General features: G+C 61.1%; 16 protein-coding genes. 12 read left to right on the plus strand and 4 right to left on the minus strand.

Going from position 1 to position 18,312, the window contains the following annotated elements:
- Positions 1–71 precede the first annotated feature (71 nt).
- The gene (locus FHX06_RS00685; protein ID WP_183877663.1) at positions 72–1,670 is read left to right on the plus strand and encodes a hypothetical protein; all 1,599 of its coding nucleotides are present in this window, start codon (positions 72–74) and stop codon (positions 1,668–1,670) included.
- A complete protein-coding gene (locus FHX06_RS00690; RefSeq protein WP_113210555.1) occupies positions 1,667–2,080 on the plus strand; it encodes a hypothetical protein in 414 nt (137 codons plus the stop codon). Before FHX06_RS00685 ends, FHX06_RS00690 begins: the two co-directional genes overlap by 4 nt.
- A 65-nt stretch (positions 2,081–2,145) precedes the next feature.
- Here the strand turns inward: FHX06_RS00690 and FHX06_RS00695 are convergent, their stop codons facing one another.
- Positions 2,146–2,817, minus strand: a complete 672-nt coding sequence (locus FHX06_RS00695) for a VOC family protein (protein WP_018115753.1) — start codon at positions 2,815–2,817, stop codon at positions 2,146–2,148.
- Positions 2,818–2,922: 105 nt separating this feature from the next.
- Entirely contained in the window at positions 2,923–3,840 is a 918-nt protein-coding gene (locus tag FHX06_RS00700; RefSeq protein WP_162738468.1) for a LysR family transcriptional regulator, read from the minus strand.
- 118 nt (positions 3,841–3,958) lie between these two features.
- Between FHX06_RS00700 and FHX06_RS00705 the strand changes: the two genes are divergently transcribed.
- The 3 genes from FHX06_RS00705 to FHX06_RS00715 all read left to right on the plus strand — a co-directional run bounded on the left by FHX06_RS00705 (position 3,959) and on the right by FHX06_RS00715 (position 7,231).
- On the plus strand, positions 3,959–4,837 hold the full coding sequence (locus FHX06_RS00705) for an aldo/keto reductase family oxidoreductase (protein ID WP_113210554.1): 879 nt from the start codon (positions 3,959–3,961) through the stop codon (positions 4,835–4,837).
- Positions 4,838–5,106: 269 nt separating this feature from the next.
- Entirely contained in the window at positions 5,107–6,111 is a 1,005-nt protein-coding gene (locus FHX06_RS00710; RefSeq protein WP_113210553.1) for a carbon-nitrogen hydrolase family protein, read from the plus strand.
- A gap of 187 nt (positions 6,112–6,298) precedes the next feature.
- Positions 6,299–7,231 carry a hypothetical protein gene (locus FHX06_RS00715; protein WP_113210552.1) on the plus strand — a complete coding sequence of 311 codons (933 nt, stop codon included), beginning with the start codon at positions 6,299–6,301 and terminating at the stop codon, positions 7,229–7,231.
- 275 nt (positions 7,232–7,506) lie between these two features.
- On the opposite strand, the gene FHX06_RS00720 is transcribed toward FHX06_RS00715, so the two are convergent.
- A complete protein-coding gene (locus tag FHX06_RS00720; protein WP_113210551.1) occupies positions 7,507–8,217 on the minus strand; it encodes a hypothetical protein in 711 nt (236 codons plus the stop codon).
- A gap of 72 nt (positions 8,218–8,289) precedes the next feature.
- On the minus strand, positions 8,290–8,529 hold the full coding sequence (locus tag FHX06_RS00725) for a hypothetical protein (protein WP_113210550.1): 240 nt from the start codon (positions 8,527–8,529) through the stop codon (positions 8,290–8,292).
- 182 nt (positions 8,530–8,711) lie between these two features.
- Here FHX06_RS00725 and FHX06_RS00730 point away from each other — a divergent pair, with 182 nt between their 5' ends.
- The 7 genes from FHX06_RS00730 to FHX06_RS00760 all read left to right on the plus strand — a co-directional run bounded on the left by FHX06_RS00730 (position 8,712) and on the right by FHX06_RS00760 (position 18,262).
- Positions 8,712–11,321 (plus strand): hypothetical protein, encoded by a 2,610-nt coding sequence (locus tag FHX06_RS00730; protein ID WP_162738466.1) that lies wholly within the window; start codon positions 8,712–8,714, stop codon positions 11,319–11,321.
- A 20-nt stretch (positions 11,322–11,341) separates the two neighbouring features.
- A complete protein-coding gene (locus FHX06_RS00735; protein ID WP_183877664.1) occupies positions 11,342–15,181 on the plus strand; it encodes a hypothetical protein in 3,840 nt (1,279 codons plus the stop codon).
- Between the two features lie 55 nt (positions 15,182–15,236).
- Positions 15,237–15,488: a hypothetical protein gene (locus FHX06_RS00740; RefSeq protein WP_018115744.1), complete on the plus strand. Its 252-nt coding sequence runs from the start codon at positions 15,237–15,239 to the stop codon at positions 15,486–15,488.
- 148 nt (positions 15,489–15,636) lie between these two features.
- Positions 15,637–15,840 carry a hypothetical protein gene (locus FHX06_RS00745; protein WP_113210546.1) on the plus strand — a complete coding sequence of 68 codons (204 nt, stop codon included), beginning with the start codon at positions 15,637–15,639 and terminating at the stop codon, positions 15,838–15,840.
- Positions 15,837–16,232 (plus strand): hypothetical protein, encoded by a 396-nt coding sequence (locus tag FHX06_RS00750; RefSeq protein ID WP_113210578.1) that lies wholly within the window; start codon positions 15,837–15,839, stop codon positions 16,230–16,232. The genes FHX06_RS00745 and FHX06_RS00750 overlap by 4 nt, the downstream gene beginning before the upstream one ends.
- A gap of 211 nt (positions 16,233–16,443) precedes the next feature.
- On the plus strand, positions 16,444–17,250 hold the full coding sequence (locus FHX06_RS00755; protein WP_113210545.1) for a hypothetical protein: 807 nt from the start codon (positions 16,444–16,446) through the stop codon (positions 17,248–17,250).
- 424 nt (positions 17,251–17,674) lie between these two features.
- Positions 17,675–18,262 carry a thioredoxin family protein gene (locus FHX06_RS00760; protein WP_113015266.1) on the plus strand — a complete coding sequence of 196 codons (588 nt, stop codon included), beginning with the start codon at positions 17,675–17,677 and terminating at the stop codon, positions 18,260–18,262.
- Positions 18,263–18,312 lie beyond the last annotated feature (50 nt).

Below are 18,312 nucleotides of genomic sequence, written 5' to 3' on the forward strand. Positions count from 1 at the left end.
GCCGATCTCCCAGGCCTGTCAGGCCGACAACCTTCCCACGCCTATGGTCGGCAAAACCAGAGGCGTGATCCATGACCATTTCAAGCGAGATAAACCGGTCCGGCCCCTATAGCGGGGACGGCGTCACTACGGCTTTCGACTATAAATTCAAGATCCTCGAACCCCGGCATCTGCAGGTGATCCGCACGGATGCCTCCGGCACGGATACGATCCTGGTGCTGGATGCAGACTACACCGTGACCGGGGTCGGCAATGATGGCGGCGGCAGCGCGGTCATCACCCCTGCCCCGGCAGCCGGCAGCAGGGTCACCCTGCTGCTCGATGTGCCCTTCACCCAGGAAACCGACCTGGAAAACCAGGGCGCCTATTATGCCGAGACCGTGGAGCAGGCTCTCGACCTCGTCGTGATGAGGCTCCAGCAGCTCAAGGAAAGAGCGGCCCGCGCCGTCACCATTCCGCCGTCATTCGATTCGGCAACGATAGACAAGCTCATCGCAGACGTCCTGACCCTCAGTGACAAAGGCGATGCGCTGGAGGCCGTTGCCGCCGTCTCGCAATATCTGGAAACTGTGGCTGATATAGCCGATGACATTCCCGATGTTGCTGGCCTCACTGAGACCACCCAGCAAAAGGCAGCGGAAGCCGCCCAATCGGCGACAGCCGCAAATGCCAGCGCTGGGCTCGCAGCCGCCTATGCAGCAAATCCGGAAGATGTGGCGGTTCCCGGTACGGGCGGGCTGTTTTCCGCCTTTCACTGGTATCGAAAGACGCTGGCGATCTACAACGACGTCGCCAATACCCTGGCTGGCTGGCTGCACGGCGCGGCGGCAAAGACCGACATCGTCGATAGCGACGAATTCGCCATCACCGACAGCGCGGCAGGCTGGGGGCTGAAAAAGGTTCTCGCGGGTAGTATCGTCAAATATGTTTGTGTTGCTACCGGTCTTGATTTCTTTACAGGTTTCATCCCCGCTTATGTCGGCGTTACGTCTGTAACCATCGGACCAGGCGTCGGCTGGTTTGGCGGAAAGAAACATCAGACCACCTCTGCCACCGCAAAAACGCTAGTTCAGCTACTCGACACAGGGGCCGTACAGGCGTCAAAGACGTATTTCCTGTACGCCATCAGGAAATTAGCAGATGGCACCACGGACTTCATTATGTCGCTGTCTGGATCAGAGGCAGGCGTCACAAAGCCGACCGGATGGGAATGCTTGTCCGGGAGCCGTGTGGGCCTGGTCATCACCAATTCATCGGGAAATATTGTTCCGTTCTGGCAGACTGGCAACGAGGTTAACACCGACACTTACCCATGGTTCACCGTCACCGCCACCGCACAGGGCCTGGCCATACCGAGCAACACCCCTGTTGGACTAAGTGTCGATGTCTGGGTGCTGATTGACACCGGTGTAGCTAGCACGGGACAGGACTGCATCGGGATCGTCTCAGATGCCGCTGCTGCCAACTATACCACCGGCGCCGCGCATCACGTGCGATGCCGATCGCGCTCAGGCAACGACTATCCCGACCAAAGTTCGGCGGCTGGCAAGGTGCGAAGCAACGCCAACGGCCAGCTTTGGAGGTATGTCTCTGTGACAAGCACAGCCTGTTCGGCCTCCTTTTTCGTGTGCGGCTGGTATGATTATTCTTGCAAGAGGCTATTCGCATGACCCCTGTATACGTTCGTTACGACAGCGCCGGAACCATCCTTGAGATATTCACCCGTGACCAGCCTGATATGATCCTCGTCCGCCACGACGACCAGGAACCCCTAATCGCCAAATACCTCCGGGACCCACTCGGCCTTGAAGAGCGCTTCCCGCCCCTCAAGAAATGGCAACTCTGGATCGCCGCGCTCGAACTCGAACCGCCGATTGCCAAGGCCGATATTCTGGCGACCATCAACGACATGCCCGACATGTCGTTCAAAGACAAGGAAACGGTGCGCATCATGGTCGAGGACACCCAGCAATATTCGCGAGAAGATCCCCGCATCGATCTGCTCGCGGTGGCCATGGGCATTCCGCCGAACCAGATGGACGATCTTTGGAAATGGGCGGCCTGCATCGAGCCTTTGTGATCTGAGCTGTCGAAAAACAGTCGGCGGGGACCAGCCATTTCTGCCTGCCCCGCTCGCCAATTACCTCATTGCGGCAGCGGCTTGCCGGTCTGCTCGGCCATCATGTATTCCGCATACCAGTCCGGCCAGTTCTCGTCATGTTTGCCGCCATTGCGCTTCTCATGCTCGCCATGGGCTTCGGCCGCCCGGCGCAGCCCCGCGGCGAGGTCTTTCGCCGTACCGAAAGCGGCAAGGTCGGAGGTAATTCGCCCCGGCAGCCGGGCGGTGATTTCCTGGAAGAGCCAGCCATTGCCGTCAGGGTCGTTGAAGGCCGCGAAGGAGCGGTAGCTGCTGCGGTCAGGATCGGGGCCATTGACCCGGCGCCGGCCGAAGAGATAGGGCACGTCAGGCCCGCCATAGACCTCTCCCTCGGGATGAAAGGCGTCGCTGACCTCTACCCCGCGCTCCCGCAGCTCCTTTCTGGTTGCCTCGATATCGGAGACGATGAGATAGAGCCCCTGTGCGGAGCCAGGTGCCGCCGGCGTAACGTTCTTCCCGAAGATGACGGATGCGTTCGAGCCCGGCGGGGTGAACTGGATCACCCTGTAGTCTTCACCTGAGGAATAGTCGGCATCGAGGCGCCAGCCGAGCCCGCCATAGAAGGCCTTGGCGCGATCGACATCCGAAACGGGCACGACAATGATCTCCAGCTTCATCTCGCTGGTGCCGTTGCCGGCCCTGTTGCTTGCATCGCTCATGATCTTCCCCCTCCCATCGTCACGACGATGGTTTTGATGATGACGGCGATGCGGCAAATGCACCGCCCGCTCCACTCTAGCACGTTGCGGGTCGATGATCTCTCTTCACCCCTCCCGCGGCATCGCCTTGATGAAATCGATGAAGGCGCGCAGCGGCGCCGGCACCAGGCGCCGGCCGGGATAATAGAGAAAGGGGCCGGAGAAACTCTGCCACCAGGGCTCCAGCACAGGCTCCAGCACGCCACCTTCAAAATAGGGCTTCAGCCAATCCTCGAAGGTGAAGACGATGCCGGTGCCGGCAATCGCCGCGTCAACGGCGAGATCCGTGCCGCCACCATTCTGGACGATCAGCGGGCTCGGCGGATCAACCCTGACGATCTCGCCGTCGCGCTCGAACTCCCAGACCGGGACGGCGCGACCGGCAAAACGGCCGCGGATACAGGCATGCTGAAGCAGGTCGCGCGGATGCTGCGGCCGGCCATGCTCTTCCAGGTAGGCGGCGGAAGCCGCACCGGCATAACGCTGGACACGCGGGCCGATCGGCACCGCGATCATGTCCTGTTCCAGCCGCTCGTCATAGCGGATGCCTGCATCGCAGCCGGCGGCGATGATATCGACGAAATTCTCCTCGGTAACAATTTCGAGGCGAATATCCGGATAAGCTCTCAGAAACGCCGGCACGATCCGTGGCAACACCAGCCGCGCTGCGCTCACGGGCACATTGAGCTTCAGCGAACCTGCCGGCCGGTCGCGAAAATCCTTCACGAAGTCGAGCGCAGCATCGATCTCGCCGAAGGCCGGGCCGAGCCGCTCCATCAGGCCGCGACCGGCCTCCGTCGGCACCACGCTGCGTGTCGTGCGGTTGAAGAGCCGCACCCCAAGCTCCGCCTCCAGCCGGCGCACCGCATCGCTGAGCGCCGAGGAGCTCATATGGCTCACCCGCGCTGCCTCGCGAAAACCGCCGGCCCTTGCGACGACGAGAAAGGCGCTGACATCGCTGATCTCAGGCACACCCTGTTTCATAGTCTGAGTTCCCATTGATTGTCCTGCAAGCTGGACAGCCCGTCCGGATTATAGCCGATTGTCCGGGAAGTGATACAGGCCTATCTGCTTTCCTGCCTTCAATCGGAGATGAGATTTCATGTCTACTGTCGAAAATTCCGGAAGCTTCAAGCTCGGCGATCGCGTGGTAAAGCGCCTCGGCTATGGGGCCATGCAGCTCGCCGGCAAGGGCGTCTTCGGCCCGCCACGGGATCGCGATGAAGCCATCGCCGTGCTGCGCGAAGCCGTCGAAAGCGGCGTCAACCACATCGATACCAGCGATTTCTACGGCCCCTACGTCACCAATGAGATTATCAGGGAAGCGCTGCATCCCTATGGAGATGATCTCGTCATCGTCACCAAGGTCGGCGCGCTGCGCGGATCCGACGCCTCCTGGAACCCGGCCTTTTCGAAGGAAGAGCTGACCGCGGCGATCCACAGCAACCTGAAAAACCTCGGCCTCGACGTGATCGAGGTGGTCAACCTGCGCGCCATGTTCGATGTGCACGGCCCGGCCGAAGGCTCGCTCGAGGCGCCGCTGACGGTTCTGGCCGAGCTGCAGCAGCAGGGCCTGATCAAACATATCGGCCTGTCGAATGCCACGGCAAAACAGGTGGATGACGGCCGCAGGATCACCGAGATCGTCTGCGTTCAGAACCAGTACAACCTCGCCAACCGCGGCGATGACGCGCTGATCGACAAGCTCGTCTCGGAAGGCACCGCCTACGTGCCCTTCTTCCCGCTCGGCGGCTTCTCGCCCTTGCAGTCCTCGACGCTCTCCGAGGTCGCCACCCGCCTGGGTGCCACACCCCTTCAGGTGGCGCTCGCCTGGCTCCTGAGACGCGCGCCGAATATCCTTCTGATCCCCGGCACATCCTCGCGTGGTCATCTCAGGGAAAATCTCGCGGTGGCCGATATCGAACTGTCGCCCGAGGTGATGGCGCAACTCGACGGCATTGCCGCAGCGAAAGGCGCCTGACTCAACGGAAGGAACGGAACGCGGCGCCCTCGCCGCGTTTCGCAGGCCATACCACGCCCCTTCCACAGCCCCCTCGACAGATTGACGAATCGGCACAGCCTGAACATCATCATGGTCAGGCGTGACCTGCGCCCAACCTCCAGCGATCCTCCCCGGCAGGGTCTTTCAAACGGAGGCAAAGGGACTTCCGTCTCGGGTCCATCAACCTTGGTCCGATCGTGCGGGCGTGGTTGCCGGGGAACATGCGTCCGTGACGGAAAGGCCTGACAATGACCCAGAACGGAAATCTCAAGCGCAAGGTTCGCGCCCGCGCGGCAAGGACGGGCGAATCCTATACCTCAGCCCTCAGCCATATCCGAAAGCCGAAAACAGCCCCGCAACCGCATGAACCAGCCGGCAAATCCCTGCGGCTTGCGGTGGCCCAGACCACGGTTCGCCTCGACCCGCGCGACGCGGATGCGTTCCGCGCCAATGGCGCCGAAATGCGCCGGTCGATGCGCCAGGCAAGCGAGGCCGGCGCCAGGCTTCTGCACTTTTCGGAGGGAACGATCTGCTTTCCCCACAAACGCATCCTGTCCGAGATCGGCCCCACCGAGATCGGCGCTGCAGACTGGAGCCGCTACCAATGGGAGGCTCTGCGTGAGGAACTGGAAGAGACGAGAAAACTCGCAAAAAAGCTGAGGCTCTGGACGGTCTTCGGCGCACCACACCGGCTGACCGCGCCGCACCGGCCGCATAACAGCCTCTATGTCATCTCTGACAAGGGCGAACTGGTAACGCGCTATGATGAGCGGCTGCTCTCTCACACCAAGATCTCCTTCATGTATTCGCCGGGCAGGATCCCCGTCACTTTCGAAGTGGATGGCATGCGCTTCGGCTGTGCTGCCGGCATGGAGTCGCACTATCCCGAAATATTCATCGAGTATGAGCGGCTGGATGTGGATTGCGTGCTCTTCTCCACCTCGGGTGAAACACCCTCCGCTGCCCCGCCCTTTGCCGCCGAGGTGCTGGGCCATGCCGCCAGCAACACCTATTGGGTCAGCTACGCCGCCCACGCGCCGCAAAGCGTGATCGCGCCCTCAGGCATTGCCGCCCCCAATGGTCAATGGGCCGCCCTCTGCCCTGCGGACGGCGCGCCCGGCCTCGCCTTTGCCGATATCACCACCAATCCGGAAAACCCCGCGCGCCCTTGGCGGCGCACCGCCCGAGGCGATCTCTACCGGCCACATCAGGTCGAGGGCGATCCGAGAAGCGACAGCCGCGAAGCCTTTTGAAGCCTGGAGCCGGCGGGCAAATTGCCGGTCGGTGTCCAATCGGCGCGGCCTACGGCTTTCGCAGGAATTGCAACCGCCGGTGAAATCCCTATGGTCGAGCCAGCCGACCGCGGAAGATCAGACGTGGAGATTTGAGCGGGCTGCGTGGGAGCCCCAGCCCCTCTGCCATGTCCTCTCAGACATTGGGATGATGAAGCCCATCATGGATGCGACCGGGAAAGACCTCGTACAGGCATCAATTGCACCCCGTTCCCAAAAAGATCGGCAGCGACTACGGCTCGCCCTCAGCGCATTTGTTGAAAACGATCCGTCCATAACCTGGCCATCCATCCATTGGATCGAGGCAGAGAGCGGCAATGTGCTCCTGAGAGCAGCAAACGAAGCCGATCTCACCAGCACTCTCGACAAGATCAAACGCGACCACGTGATCGGCGCCGATACCGGCCCGCCGCAGGTGGTCTGCCGGGCGACCATCGCGCGGGTCACCGAGATCGACTATACCCACAAACGACAGATCGGCGGAACCGGCGAATTCGCCCGCATCAAACTGACCGCCACGGCAAACGATATCGGCCGAGGCTTCCAATTCCGGTCAGAGATCGTCGGCGGCGCGGTGCCGGAAGCCTATATTCCCGCCGTCGAAAAAGGCATGCGATCGGTCATCGGGCCAGGCGTGATCGCCGGTGATCCCGTCGTCGATATCAGCGTCATCCTGTTCGACGGCGCCTTCCACGATATCGACTCTTCACCGCTCACCTTCGAAACCGCCGCGCGCATGGCGATACGTCAGGTGCTTCATATGGGCGAGCTTGTCATTCTCGAGCCGGTCATGCAGCTGGAAGTCGTCACCCCGGCAGACTACGCCGAGCTGATCGCCGCCGATCTCCGGGCGCGGGGCGGCCGGATCGATAGACAGGATCCGCATGGCGATACCGTCATCATAAATGCCCTTGTGCCGCTCGCAAACCTGCTCGGCTATGGCAATCAGCTCCACATCCGGTCCGATGGACAGGCAAGCCACAGCATGCGGCTAGACCACTACGAGCGGGTTCCGCCCGACGATGCCGATCCGCCATCTGCCGGCGGCGCGGCGGCCCTCGCCCGGCGTCTGTTTCGATAGAACCGGACGACAAGGGGTGAGGCGATCAAAGCCAGGAAAATATACTGCATTTCCTTGATGATGATCTCACCGTTCGTGACATTGGGGTGCGGAAGGATACCCTTGATGAAGAAGACTGCCGTAGAGCCAACGAAGGCAGCAAGCACCGTCAACAGCCACATGACAAGCGAAAACAGAAGGCCTATGGGCAATGCCTCCGACAGGCGATTGCAGACGTAAAGAAGCAGCTGCCGACGATGATTTCCATGAATCCCATGATTGCCCTCCCCTGAATGTCACTTATTGCCATCCGGCGCCGCAGCTTCGCAATTTTCGATGCAATGCCCGGGAAACAGCATCCGGCGCTGCGAGGCCGACGGTAGAAAACTCACGATCGTGAGCTCATCGAAATAGAGCGACACGGAAATCTCGACTGCACCCAGCGGCAGGTTTCTCAGATAGGCCTTGGCTTCAGGGAAAGCCGTTTCCGGCGGCGGCTCCATTGGAACGATCGTCAGCCGCTGCAGATTCGGGTTGCCGTCCGCCAGATAACGCGAAAACCTGTTCAACGCTTCCTTGGAACCGAGATCGTGAACGGCCTTGATCACATCGATATCGGCGTTCTTGGTGTGGAATTCGACGAGGGTGCTGACACCGTCATTGAAGGTCTTCGTTGCTCTGACCGTCCGCCAGAAGGCGTGAGGGCCAGACGGAGTGAAGAGGGCAAGATATGCCCTGCCCTCCACCATTCCGATCTCATACTTGCCGACCTGGCCGAGAACCCTTGCCTCGTCAAAGCAGGCGGCCTGCCTTTTGGCATTGCCACAGGCATACCAGCCCTGCTGCGACAGGATGCTCTCATAGCTGTCTCCGGCCCTGATGCCGAAGAGAAATTCCAGCGGAAAAAGGGTGTCCTGGCCAGCAGCACCCGAAGCGAACGAAACGAGAGACGAAGATATCGCAATCCCGGCCGCGGCCAATCGATGGCCGAAATTTTTCGAAAACATCCCGCCCCCCCCAGTTAAGCTCGCGCCCTGCCTGTCTTCGCCACCCAGACAAGCTTCCGGCGCCGTATGTCTCTAATGAAGTCTGCCCAGGTGATGGAGCTCGCCGATATACTGCGAATAGGGCGTCGCAAGCGTAACGATCGCTCCACTGAGGCCGGCGAAAGGCGCTCCGCTTCTGCGTCTGAGGAAACGGACAATGAGGAGTACGATCAGACCCAGAACGAATGAGGGTATGGCACCGCCGACAGCCTCACCGAAAAACCTTAGCATCGCAGCGGTACCTTCCGGAAGGCTCTTGTCGATGACGATCATGATGACAACGTAGCTGGCCTAAGCCACCGCCGCCAATAGCGCGATGCTCTTCCACACGCTGCCCCTGGCACCGGCGGACGCCCCGCGTACATCAGTCTCATTCGCCACCGGCACTCCTCCCCCGATTTATAAAACAACCCTTCCGCATCTACCCCTGTCTCTCGGCCGAACGGGGGACAGTCATGGACAGTGTGCAGAACAATAACGTCTTGTCGCGGAAGCAAGCTCGGCAGGCCGCCGCCACTGCAAGCAGCATTATTCAATCCTCGGATGAAAATCCAGACGAGGTTGCAGATAACCTTAATTTCGCGCGGGAGTTCGCAGCAACTACAGGAAACCTTGTCCCACCCCTGCCGATGGTCAAGGATAACCGCGACGCTCTGCAACGACTGATCGATGACGTCCGCAATAAGGAGATCCTCTCCTCCTCACCGCGCCTTGCGCGCTGGCTGAATGAAAACGCTGCAACAACTCCGTTAGCAAAGGACGATCTTCACAACCTTTCGGCTTTGGAAAGGCTTGGGCAGACGACTCCGCGATCGCCCGTTCGTCAACCTGCTGTTCCGCCGGTGCCGCTCGCAGCTCCCTTCTCTCGACCTCCAGCAACTCAGCCTAGGTGGCCAGACAAGCCTTTTGCGGAGTCCAGTACTCCACCAGAGATGTCAGCGGCACAAACGCAGAAAACCGTCGATCAAAACTGGTTTGACAATGTCGATCGCCTCGATGCCCTAAACAATTTCCTCAACGGGACCACCACTCCTGATCCGGATAAACTGGCGCTTGGCGCTCCGCTAAAGGATGGTGCTCCGCCAACGCCGGGGTCATGGGCCGATTGGCTGACCGGACAGGGGAATTCCTTTCTTCGTGGCGGCTATGGCGTCGCACAAATGTACAATCAGTATATGATGGAACAGACTGCGGCCCGCGCGCGGGACCGCAAAATGAGTTTTAACGAACTCCTTGAATCGCAACGTGAACCAATCGTTACACGGCAGGGGAAAATCATACCCCCGCTCTCACCAGTAGAATATTTCTTCGCAGGTACCCGCTGGCTCGACGCTCGGTATGCAGACCTCATCGAGACCGACGACGAGGCAAGCTCACAGGAATATGCTCAGTCGCTTGGCAAGAACATCGCGGCTATAAAGGCACTACCCAAATCGGCGATGGCGACGGCCGCCGAAAATGCGATGTTTGTCGATGGCGCGAGCTTCCAAGAAACAATCAACAATATCGGCTCTGCAATCAATGAAAATCCTACGGGTGTCCTAGCTTGGGTTTTCGAGACAGCGGGTGAAACCGTCCCTCAAATGGCTGCCGTTACGGCTGCCACGGCCGCCACCCGCAACCCGGCGATCCCATTTATCGTCGCGCGCGGCGCAACGTACGTGACCGAGCGCTACACGTCACCGGCTGATTTTTTCGAAAAAAAGGGCTTTGACCTCACTAAGCCCAAAGATATCGAGCGCCTGCTGCATAACCCCGCTGTGGTCAAGGAAGCAAGCGAAAGAGGTTTTATTCGTGCCCTGACGGTCACTGCATTCGATGCAGTCTCAGGCGGACTGGCCGAGAAACTGGGGGTTGGCAATCGCGTTGGTCAACTGGCAGCGGACACCGTGCAGGCGGCGATCGCCAGCGGTACCGGTGAATTAGCGGCACAAAAACTCGCAGGTGACGATACAGACTGGAACGAGGTTCTCAAGCAGAGCCTGTCCAGCATAGGCACCCTCCCCGCCGATGCAGCGTTGAGCGCCTTTGAGGCCCGGCGAGAGAGCCGAGACGCAGCAGCCGCAGCATCGGTAGCTCCCACGCCCACGGCGCCCCCAGCAACAGCGCCTGCAACTCCAACTCCCGCGGCCACACCCGATAGAGGTTCAGCCCCCTCAACCATGTCGCCGGCAGCTCAGGTTCCGACATCGTCCGCAGTCCCTGCACCGGTGACGACAGCACCCGCAGATACAGTGCCTGCGATAGCAGCACCCTCGCCAACATCACCTGAAGTCGCACCACAGACAGCTCCGGTTTCTGCGGCCACAACACCTGAATCGTCGGCAGCTCCATCGCCTCCAGCAGAAACACTCGCGACGACAGCACCAGCGGCTCCGGCCCCAACGGGCACAACACCCGTGGCTCCAGCAACAAGAACCGATAACAACCTGATACAAAGCATTTCCAAGGCGTCGACGAACTCATTGCTGCGTAGCCGCTCTGGCGGCGAGTTTTACCGTCTTATGACCGCCATGCTGAAAGGTACCACCACCGAGAACCTCCACGTCCCCGTCGATGTCTTGGCCGAACAACTCAAAACTCACGGTTCCGATCTGAGTAAATTTGCCGCCAGCACCCACGGCATGAGCACTCATGACGTGATGGTGGCGTTGACGACCGGCAGTGCCATCAAACTTTCCGCAGCCGCCTATGCCACAGACCACGCTGGCGGAAAGTTCGATGCATTCCTCCAGGAAAATTCAAGCTTTAATCCTCGCATTCGTACGGCCGCCGAAGCAAAATTGCCGCAGGCCTTTGAGCAATCCAATGCTTTCAATCTGAGAGGCGAGCGGACCACCCGCTACGGGCGCGCCATCGACGACGCCACCAAGCGGCTTCTCGGTCGCGATCTGGATGCACAGTTCCGTAAAATTATCGCCGATGCGGAAGCCGCACCTGGCTCCGGCAAAAACCACCAGCCCTCCTTTCCTGCCCTGCCAAAAACCAAACGCCTCAACGCGCCCACAAATACGAAGCGCAATCCGCCCGGTAAAAGCATCAAAACCCCCACTGACAACCAGTAGATTTCCCGAGGGGATTCACGTTGAAAAATCAGACCAATCGTTCTGCCGATCCCGAAGCCGTATCCGCACAACCTGTTTTTGTTGGTTCAGCAGTGGAAGCTGAAACTCCCACTGTTGCACCTCTTCTCTTCGGCAGCCCGTGTGCAACGGCTGGCGACGAAATCCGCCTTCCGGCTGGTACCAATGGCGAGACCGTCATCGATGTCTTCAGCAGATCCAGCTTTTCCGCGGTGCTTCACGGGGCGAGCCGGTACTTCCTTGAAATTCTCAAGGACATGGCCCCACGCGACATCGATCCGGCCCTCGAAAGTTTCGCCCACCTCGAAAACTGGTGGCGCGAAAACGCCAAGGCCGTCGCAGCCGATAGCACCCGCACCAACCCCGGCATCAAGATCACCACAAAAGACATAATCGCCGCCCTCGACCACGGCACTACCGGCAGTCTTCATAAAGACGCCGCCATCGACGCCGGCATGCAGTCCCATTTCGCCCGCGCCGCCGAAACCTATCTGATCGAAGCCCAGGCGCCGTCACCCGAGATACGCGGCGTCTTCGAACAATTCCGCGACTGGTTGCTGTCGATCTATCGCCGCCTCGTCGCCCTCGATATCTCCCTCGCCCCCGACATCGCCGCCATCTTCTTTCGGATGCTCGCCAGCGACACCGCAATCGAGATGGCGGAACAGAATGTCGGCGGCGATGAACCCGTCTTTGCCAATGCGCAAGATGCCGGCCTGACACAGCCGCACTACGATCGGCTGCTAAAACTGCGCGCGCTGGCCTCACAGGAAGCAAAAGCCCGTCTTCTGCGGCAGATGATGGAGCCTGTACGGCGAGAGGGGCAGAAGGCTTACAAAGCGGAAAAAGCTGCCGTACAGCGCGAGGTCGAAAAAGAGATCGACGCCACCGGCCTCTACCGCGCCATTGAATGGATGGCGAACCGCCGATGGCTGGATGCTCAAACGCTGCCACCATCAGGTGACATCCGTTTCGACAAGGCCACTCTCGTGGCGCGCTATGGCGCCGCCATCCTCGAAGCTCTGCCGCAGGGCAAGCACTCCCTCTATACCGATGGCGGCGGGCTCGATCCGGATATCGTCGCCGATCTCTTCGACCTCGGCTCCGGCGATGAACTGGTGGCGGCCATGACGCTGGCCCCGCCTCGCGCGGATGCGATCGCTTTCGAGGTCGACCGCGTGATGCTGCAACGGCACGGCGACATGCTGATCGATGGTTCCGCCGAGGAGCGGGCAATCGCGGCCGTGCACAATGACAGGCGGGCCGAATGGCTGGCGCCCGAGCTTGCGGCCCTCATCGAGGTTGCAGGCTCGGGCGATGGGCTGACGGCGAGTGAAGCCAGGGCCTATGCGCTCTCGGCAACCGCGGGCATGGAGGTGGCCGATGCCATGGACGGCGCGCGCTTCCTCGCGGCCGGCCGGCGCACCGCGATCGAGGCTATCAGGCTGGGTGACGAACTGGCGCAGGATGAGGCCTGGCGCGAGAGGGCAAGCCGCAAAGCTGCCGGCGATGCAGACGCCGCCCCTCACGGACAGGACGATCGTATCGCCCGACTGATCACCGCCAAACGCCGCCAGCTTCTCAATCACGCGATCTATGCAGAGAGCCTCGACATTATCGGCGAGGTGGAAAAATTCGAGGCCGAAGCGCAAAGCCTCGTAAGCGGCCCCGCGCGCGAAAGGCTCGCCGCGGCTGTCCTTCGAGACAACGGCCGTATCGATTATGTCGGCGCGATCGACGCACTGCTCGACCGCTACGGTCTCGGAGGACAGGCGGATCGTCAGACCGGAGGTCAGCGGGGTGGACAGGGTGATCCGCGCATCGCCCTTAGAGATTATATTCTCGCCATGAAGGCTGCAGGCCGGGAAAACGAGCTTGCCATTCCCGATACTGTGCTGATCGGCTCCGGCCGCCAGTCCTACAAGGAGATTACGCTGGAGCGGTTCCGCGCCGTCGCCGCAGCGCTGAAGAATCTCGAACATGCGGCGCGACGCGCCGGCAGGCTGGTCAATGCCGGTCACGAAGCCGATCTCGAGCAGGCCGTTGCGAGCCTTGCCGGCGCCCTGAAAAGGCCGCGACCAGCCGGCCCTGCCAAGCGCGAACGTTCTCCCCTCGATCCGGCCCGCGCGGCGGATGGCGTGTTGCTTGAGCTCGACGCCACCCCCGCCGGCCCGGCCCATCAGGCCATCAAGGCGCCGCTCGAAGCCGCCGCAGGCCGCCTTGCACAGCGCAAACAGCAGGCTGCTGCCGATCTCAAAGCGCTCTACGATGTCTATTCCGGCGAGGAGCGACGCCAGATGGCAAGTCCCCGCTATCTCCCGGCCCTCGGCAAGTCCCTGTCGAAATGGGAGGCCATCGCCATTGCGCTGAATACCGGCAACGAGGCCAGCCGCCGGCGTCTGACGGATAGCCGCATCGAAGGCGCCCTGGACGAAGCCGGGCTCGCCGCCGTGCTCGCCTCGCTCGATCCGCGCGATGCCGGCTTCGTGCAATCCGTCTGGGCTTATCTCGCTGAATTTGAGCCCGATATCACTGCCCGCGAGAAACGCGTGACCGGCATCGAGCCTCAATGGGTGCAGCCCATCTCCGTCACCATCGCCGGCAAGGCGCTGAAAGGCGGCTATTATCCGCTGGCTTATGATGGCGTTGATACCGCCCCGGATCTGGCGCAATCCCTGCTATCGGGCCGCTTCGCCAGGTCGCAAACCGAGGCCGGTCATGGCCGGTCCCGCCTCGACCTCACCGCCAGGCCGCTCGATCTCGACATCGCTGTCCTGCACCGGCACGTCAATCGCCTGCTCTACGACCTGGAATTCAGCGAGCCGCTCTCGAATGCAAAGCGTCTGCTTGACGATGTCAGCCTCAGGACGGCCTTTGAGGAAAGCGGTCGTTCGCTCGATCTGGAGGCCCTGCAGGCCTGGCTCAGCGAAACTGGCGCCGGCGAGCTGCGCGCCGCAGACGGCATCGGCCGCATGGCCCGCCTGATGAGAAAGAACGCCACCGCGACAAGCCTTGCGAATGATCTCGCGACCTCGCTTTCGCGACGCTACCGGCTGGACGACATCATCGGCGCGACAGGCAGGGACGATTTCGCAGCCGCGCTTCAAAATGCCTTCGGTCCCGATATCATCGCCGAGGTCACCAGCCGCTCGCACATCATGCTCGGCCGTAGCTCTTTTTCGGAAGGCAAAACAGCATGGGAAACGATGGCCGGCTGGCTTGCGGAAACACTGCGATTCCATCTCATCGAGATACCGGTCTGGCTTGCCCATTATCACAAGGGTCTCAAGCAATTCGGCAGCGATGAAGCAAAGGCCATCGCCCATGCCGACGCCTGCATGCAGCAGGCGATATTGGACCCGTTCCCGTCCCATCCCGACGGTGGCGAAACCCTGCGGCTCTTCAAGACTCTCGGCGCACATCTCGGCGCAAAGTTCAAAGCCGGCGCCGAAGCCGCCGATCAGGATGCGGCAGCCGCCGCCCGCCAGGGCATTGCACTCGCCATGGATCTGACCGCGCTCGCCATGACGGATATGGCCTATACCGCCGCCCTCGGCGGGCATGATCATGACCCTGCATGGCAGGCCTTCCTGGCCCAGCACACCGGCTATTCCGTCATGGCCGCCCTGCCCTTGATCCGCGATGCGCAAAACCCGCCTGCCGGCACTGAGAGCGACGCGAGGGCACTTTCAAATGCCATCCGTCCGCCATCCGGCAATATCGGCATCGACCACCAGCATGTGACCGAGATCCTCGAGGCCACCGGCCTTGTGGCGGGATCACCAACCGATGAAATTGCCCGCAAGGTCTATGCCGGCCTCAAGCAGATCGGTCAGTCGTGATTTTCGATCTCAACCGTTCTCCCCCTATCCATGATGCCAAACAAGGAATGGCATCATGGATGAGACTACCCGCAACGAGCTTGAAAAGCTGCATGGCAGGATCAACGATTTGAAGGAGCGCGTCGTCTCGCTGGAAGCGCAGCAACCGCATATCAATGCCGCCCTGCTGCGCATCGAGGGCAGCGTCGAAAAGCTCGCAAACCGGATCGGCAAAGCGCTCTGGGCAGTCGTCGCGATCGTGCTGACACCGCTCGCAGGCTTACTGATCAAAGCGATTGCGTCCGGCACGCTCGCCCGCTTTCTCTAGAGCAATTCCAGTAAAAGTGCTTTAGCGGTTTTGCGTCCGGAATTGCATCAAAACAAAGAGATAGAGCATTTACCTGATTCAATCCCTGAGTTCAGTCTGACAACCCTTTCCACCCCATCCTGCCGCCCTCTTCAACCGGGCAGCACATATGACCCTCGTCTTCATCCGCATTCTCCTGCGTTACCTCGCTGCTATCCTCGTTACTCGTGGCCTCCTTGCGCCCGATCTCGGCGAGATGATCTCGCGTGATCCCGATGTCGCCATGGCCCTTCAGGTCGCCTCCGGCGCGCTCATCGCCGCCGCGGCGGAGGGCTGGTATTTCCTCGCTCACAAGTTTGGATGGGCGAAATGAAGTGGCTGAGCGACCTGCTCTTCGGCGGCATCATCGAGAAATTCACCGGCCCGCTTCTGGCTGCCTATCAGGCGAAACTCGCGGCCGAAACCGACCAGCAGCGGCTTGCTGCCGAGGAGGCGATCAAGGGCATCGAGTCCGCCCGCGATATCGCGGTCACCGAGGCCGCCGACCGCTGGAGCGCCACCCGCATCGGCCGCCTGCTCATCGTCATCCCCTTCGGGCTCTGGTGGGCGGCGATCTACATGGTGCAGATCCTCAATCCCTGGTTCGGCCTTTCCCTCGTCGTCATCGACGTGCCGCCGCGCATCAATGACATGGCGCTGGTGCTGATCCCTGCGATCGTCATTGGCGACGCCGGCGCGCTGCTGGCACGGCGGCTGAACAGATAGGCAGGACAGCGCCTCAACCATTGCCTGCCATCATCATCCCATCAAGAGAGCGTTGGGTTGGGGGCCGAATTCCTCCGGTGACCTTGCGAAACGCCTTCGGCCGGAGCCAGGCGCTCTCTTGATGCCTCCCCCTTCCGAGAAGCGTCCTTGCTCGCGTATAGGATCTCCACGCCGCAACTTTCGGCATCACGCGAGATCGAAGACGTTGAACATGTCCGCAACTCCAGAAGAAGCCCATGGCCAGGTCACCCTGGTCTCCGCCGAAGAGCGGCCGGACCTGATCCCGGCTTTCGATGAGCTCGGTTCCGCCGTCTGGCCGAAATTCATCGGTGGCGACGCAGCCGTCGTCAAATACTGGGACAGTCTCTTTTCAGAAGCCCTTCGCCGCCATCAGTTTCTCGCCCTCGGCATTGACGGTTACGGAAACGAACAGGTTCTGGCGACATCGAACAGCATTCCCTTCCACTGGCCCAATCCCGATGACGACGCCTCCCTGCCCGACGAGGGATGGGACGCCGTCCTTGCTGATGGCGTCGAAGCCATCAGGTCCGGGCAGAAATCCAATGCTCTCTCCGCGCTCGCGATCGTCGTCTCGCCCGCCATGCGCGGCTCGGATCTCGCCGAACGCCTGATCGCCAACATGAAGACAAGCGCCCGGCAAAACGGCTTCGATGCGCTCGTCGCGCCCGTTCGCCCGACGAAGAAGCCGGCCTATCCGCTGACGTCCTTTGCCGAATACATGGGCTGGACGACCGCCGACGGCGCCCCGTTCGACCCCTGGGTGCGCAAACACTGGCAGCTCGGCGCGCGGATCGCGAAAATCGCCCCGCGCTCCATGCGGGTTGAGGCGCCGTTGGCGCAATGGACGGAATGGAGCGGGCTGCGCTTCCCCCTATCAGGGCCGTATCACGTAGAGGGCGGGCTGGCGCCGCTGATGGCCGATTGCGAGAGCGGGCTTGGGCTTTATGAGGAGCCGAATATCTGGATGCGGCATCAGCTGGAGGATGGTGGGCGGTGATGGTGTTGGCGGGCTGACTGAAAGAGACGTCTCCGACCATTTACGAATAGAGACCTTGTGCCGCGCGGCCCCCTCATCCGCCCTTCGGGCACCTTCTCCCCGCTGGGGAGAAGGGGCAGCCGCATCGTCCGACACCCAAAATGCCGCCGCATGGCACGTCCCCTTCTCCCCGCCGGGGAGAAGGTGCCCGAAGGGCGGATGAGGGGGCCGCGCGGCACAGCCTATCCTCTTCTTGCCGGTAAAGATCACAGACTCCCTCCTCGCATCTTCCGCCGTTCCTCAGACCTCACCCTAAAAACTTTCCACGATCATCCCGCATAGCGGAAAGCTATTTCGCTAAAGCGCCAATGACGCAAATTTCTTCGGATACAAACATGATAAAATTTATAGATTATATTGTTTCTACACATCAGGAGGATAATCCATGCCGAAGACTGCATCCAATCCCATCGAGCTCGGCACCCGCGCCGCGGACTTCATTCTGCCGGATGCGAGGGGCGTGCTCCACAAGCTCTCGGATTTCGACGGCACGCCGGCGCTGCTCGTTGCCTTCATTTCCAACCGTTGCCCCTTCGTCCAGCTGATCCGCAATGATCTCGCTGCCTTTGCGCGCCAATACGAGGCCAAGGGCCTGCGGGTCATCGCCATCAACAGCAACGATGCCGAGGCGCATCCGGAAGAAAGCCTGGCCGCCGTCGGCCATGAGGCCGAAGCGATCGGCTACACCTTCCCCTATCTGAAGGACGAGGCGCAGGCGGTTGCCAAGGCTTATGGCGCAGCCTGCACGCCGGATCTTTTCCTCTTCGATGGCGCCCGCAAGCTTGCCTATCACGGCCAGTACGACGATGCCCGCCCGGGCAATGGCAAGCCCGTCACCGGCAAGGATCTGCGCGCTGCGGCAGACGCCGTTCTCGCCGGCGCACGGCCCGCGCAGGAACAGACAGCGTCGATCGGCTGCAACATCAAATGGACTGCGGGCAACGAACCCTCCTGGTTCTCCAACGCTGCCTGATGGGTCCAGGGCGGCAGCTCTGTGGCTGCCGCGCTCTTTTATCATCACGT

This window comes from Rhizobium sp. BK512 (assembly GCF_014194915.1).
Classification (GTDB): Bacteria; Pseudomonadota; Alphaproteobacteria; order Rhizobiales; family Rhizobiaceae; genus Rhizobium.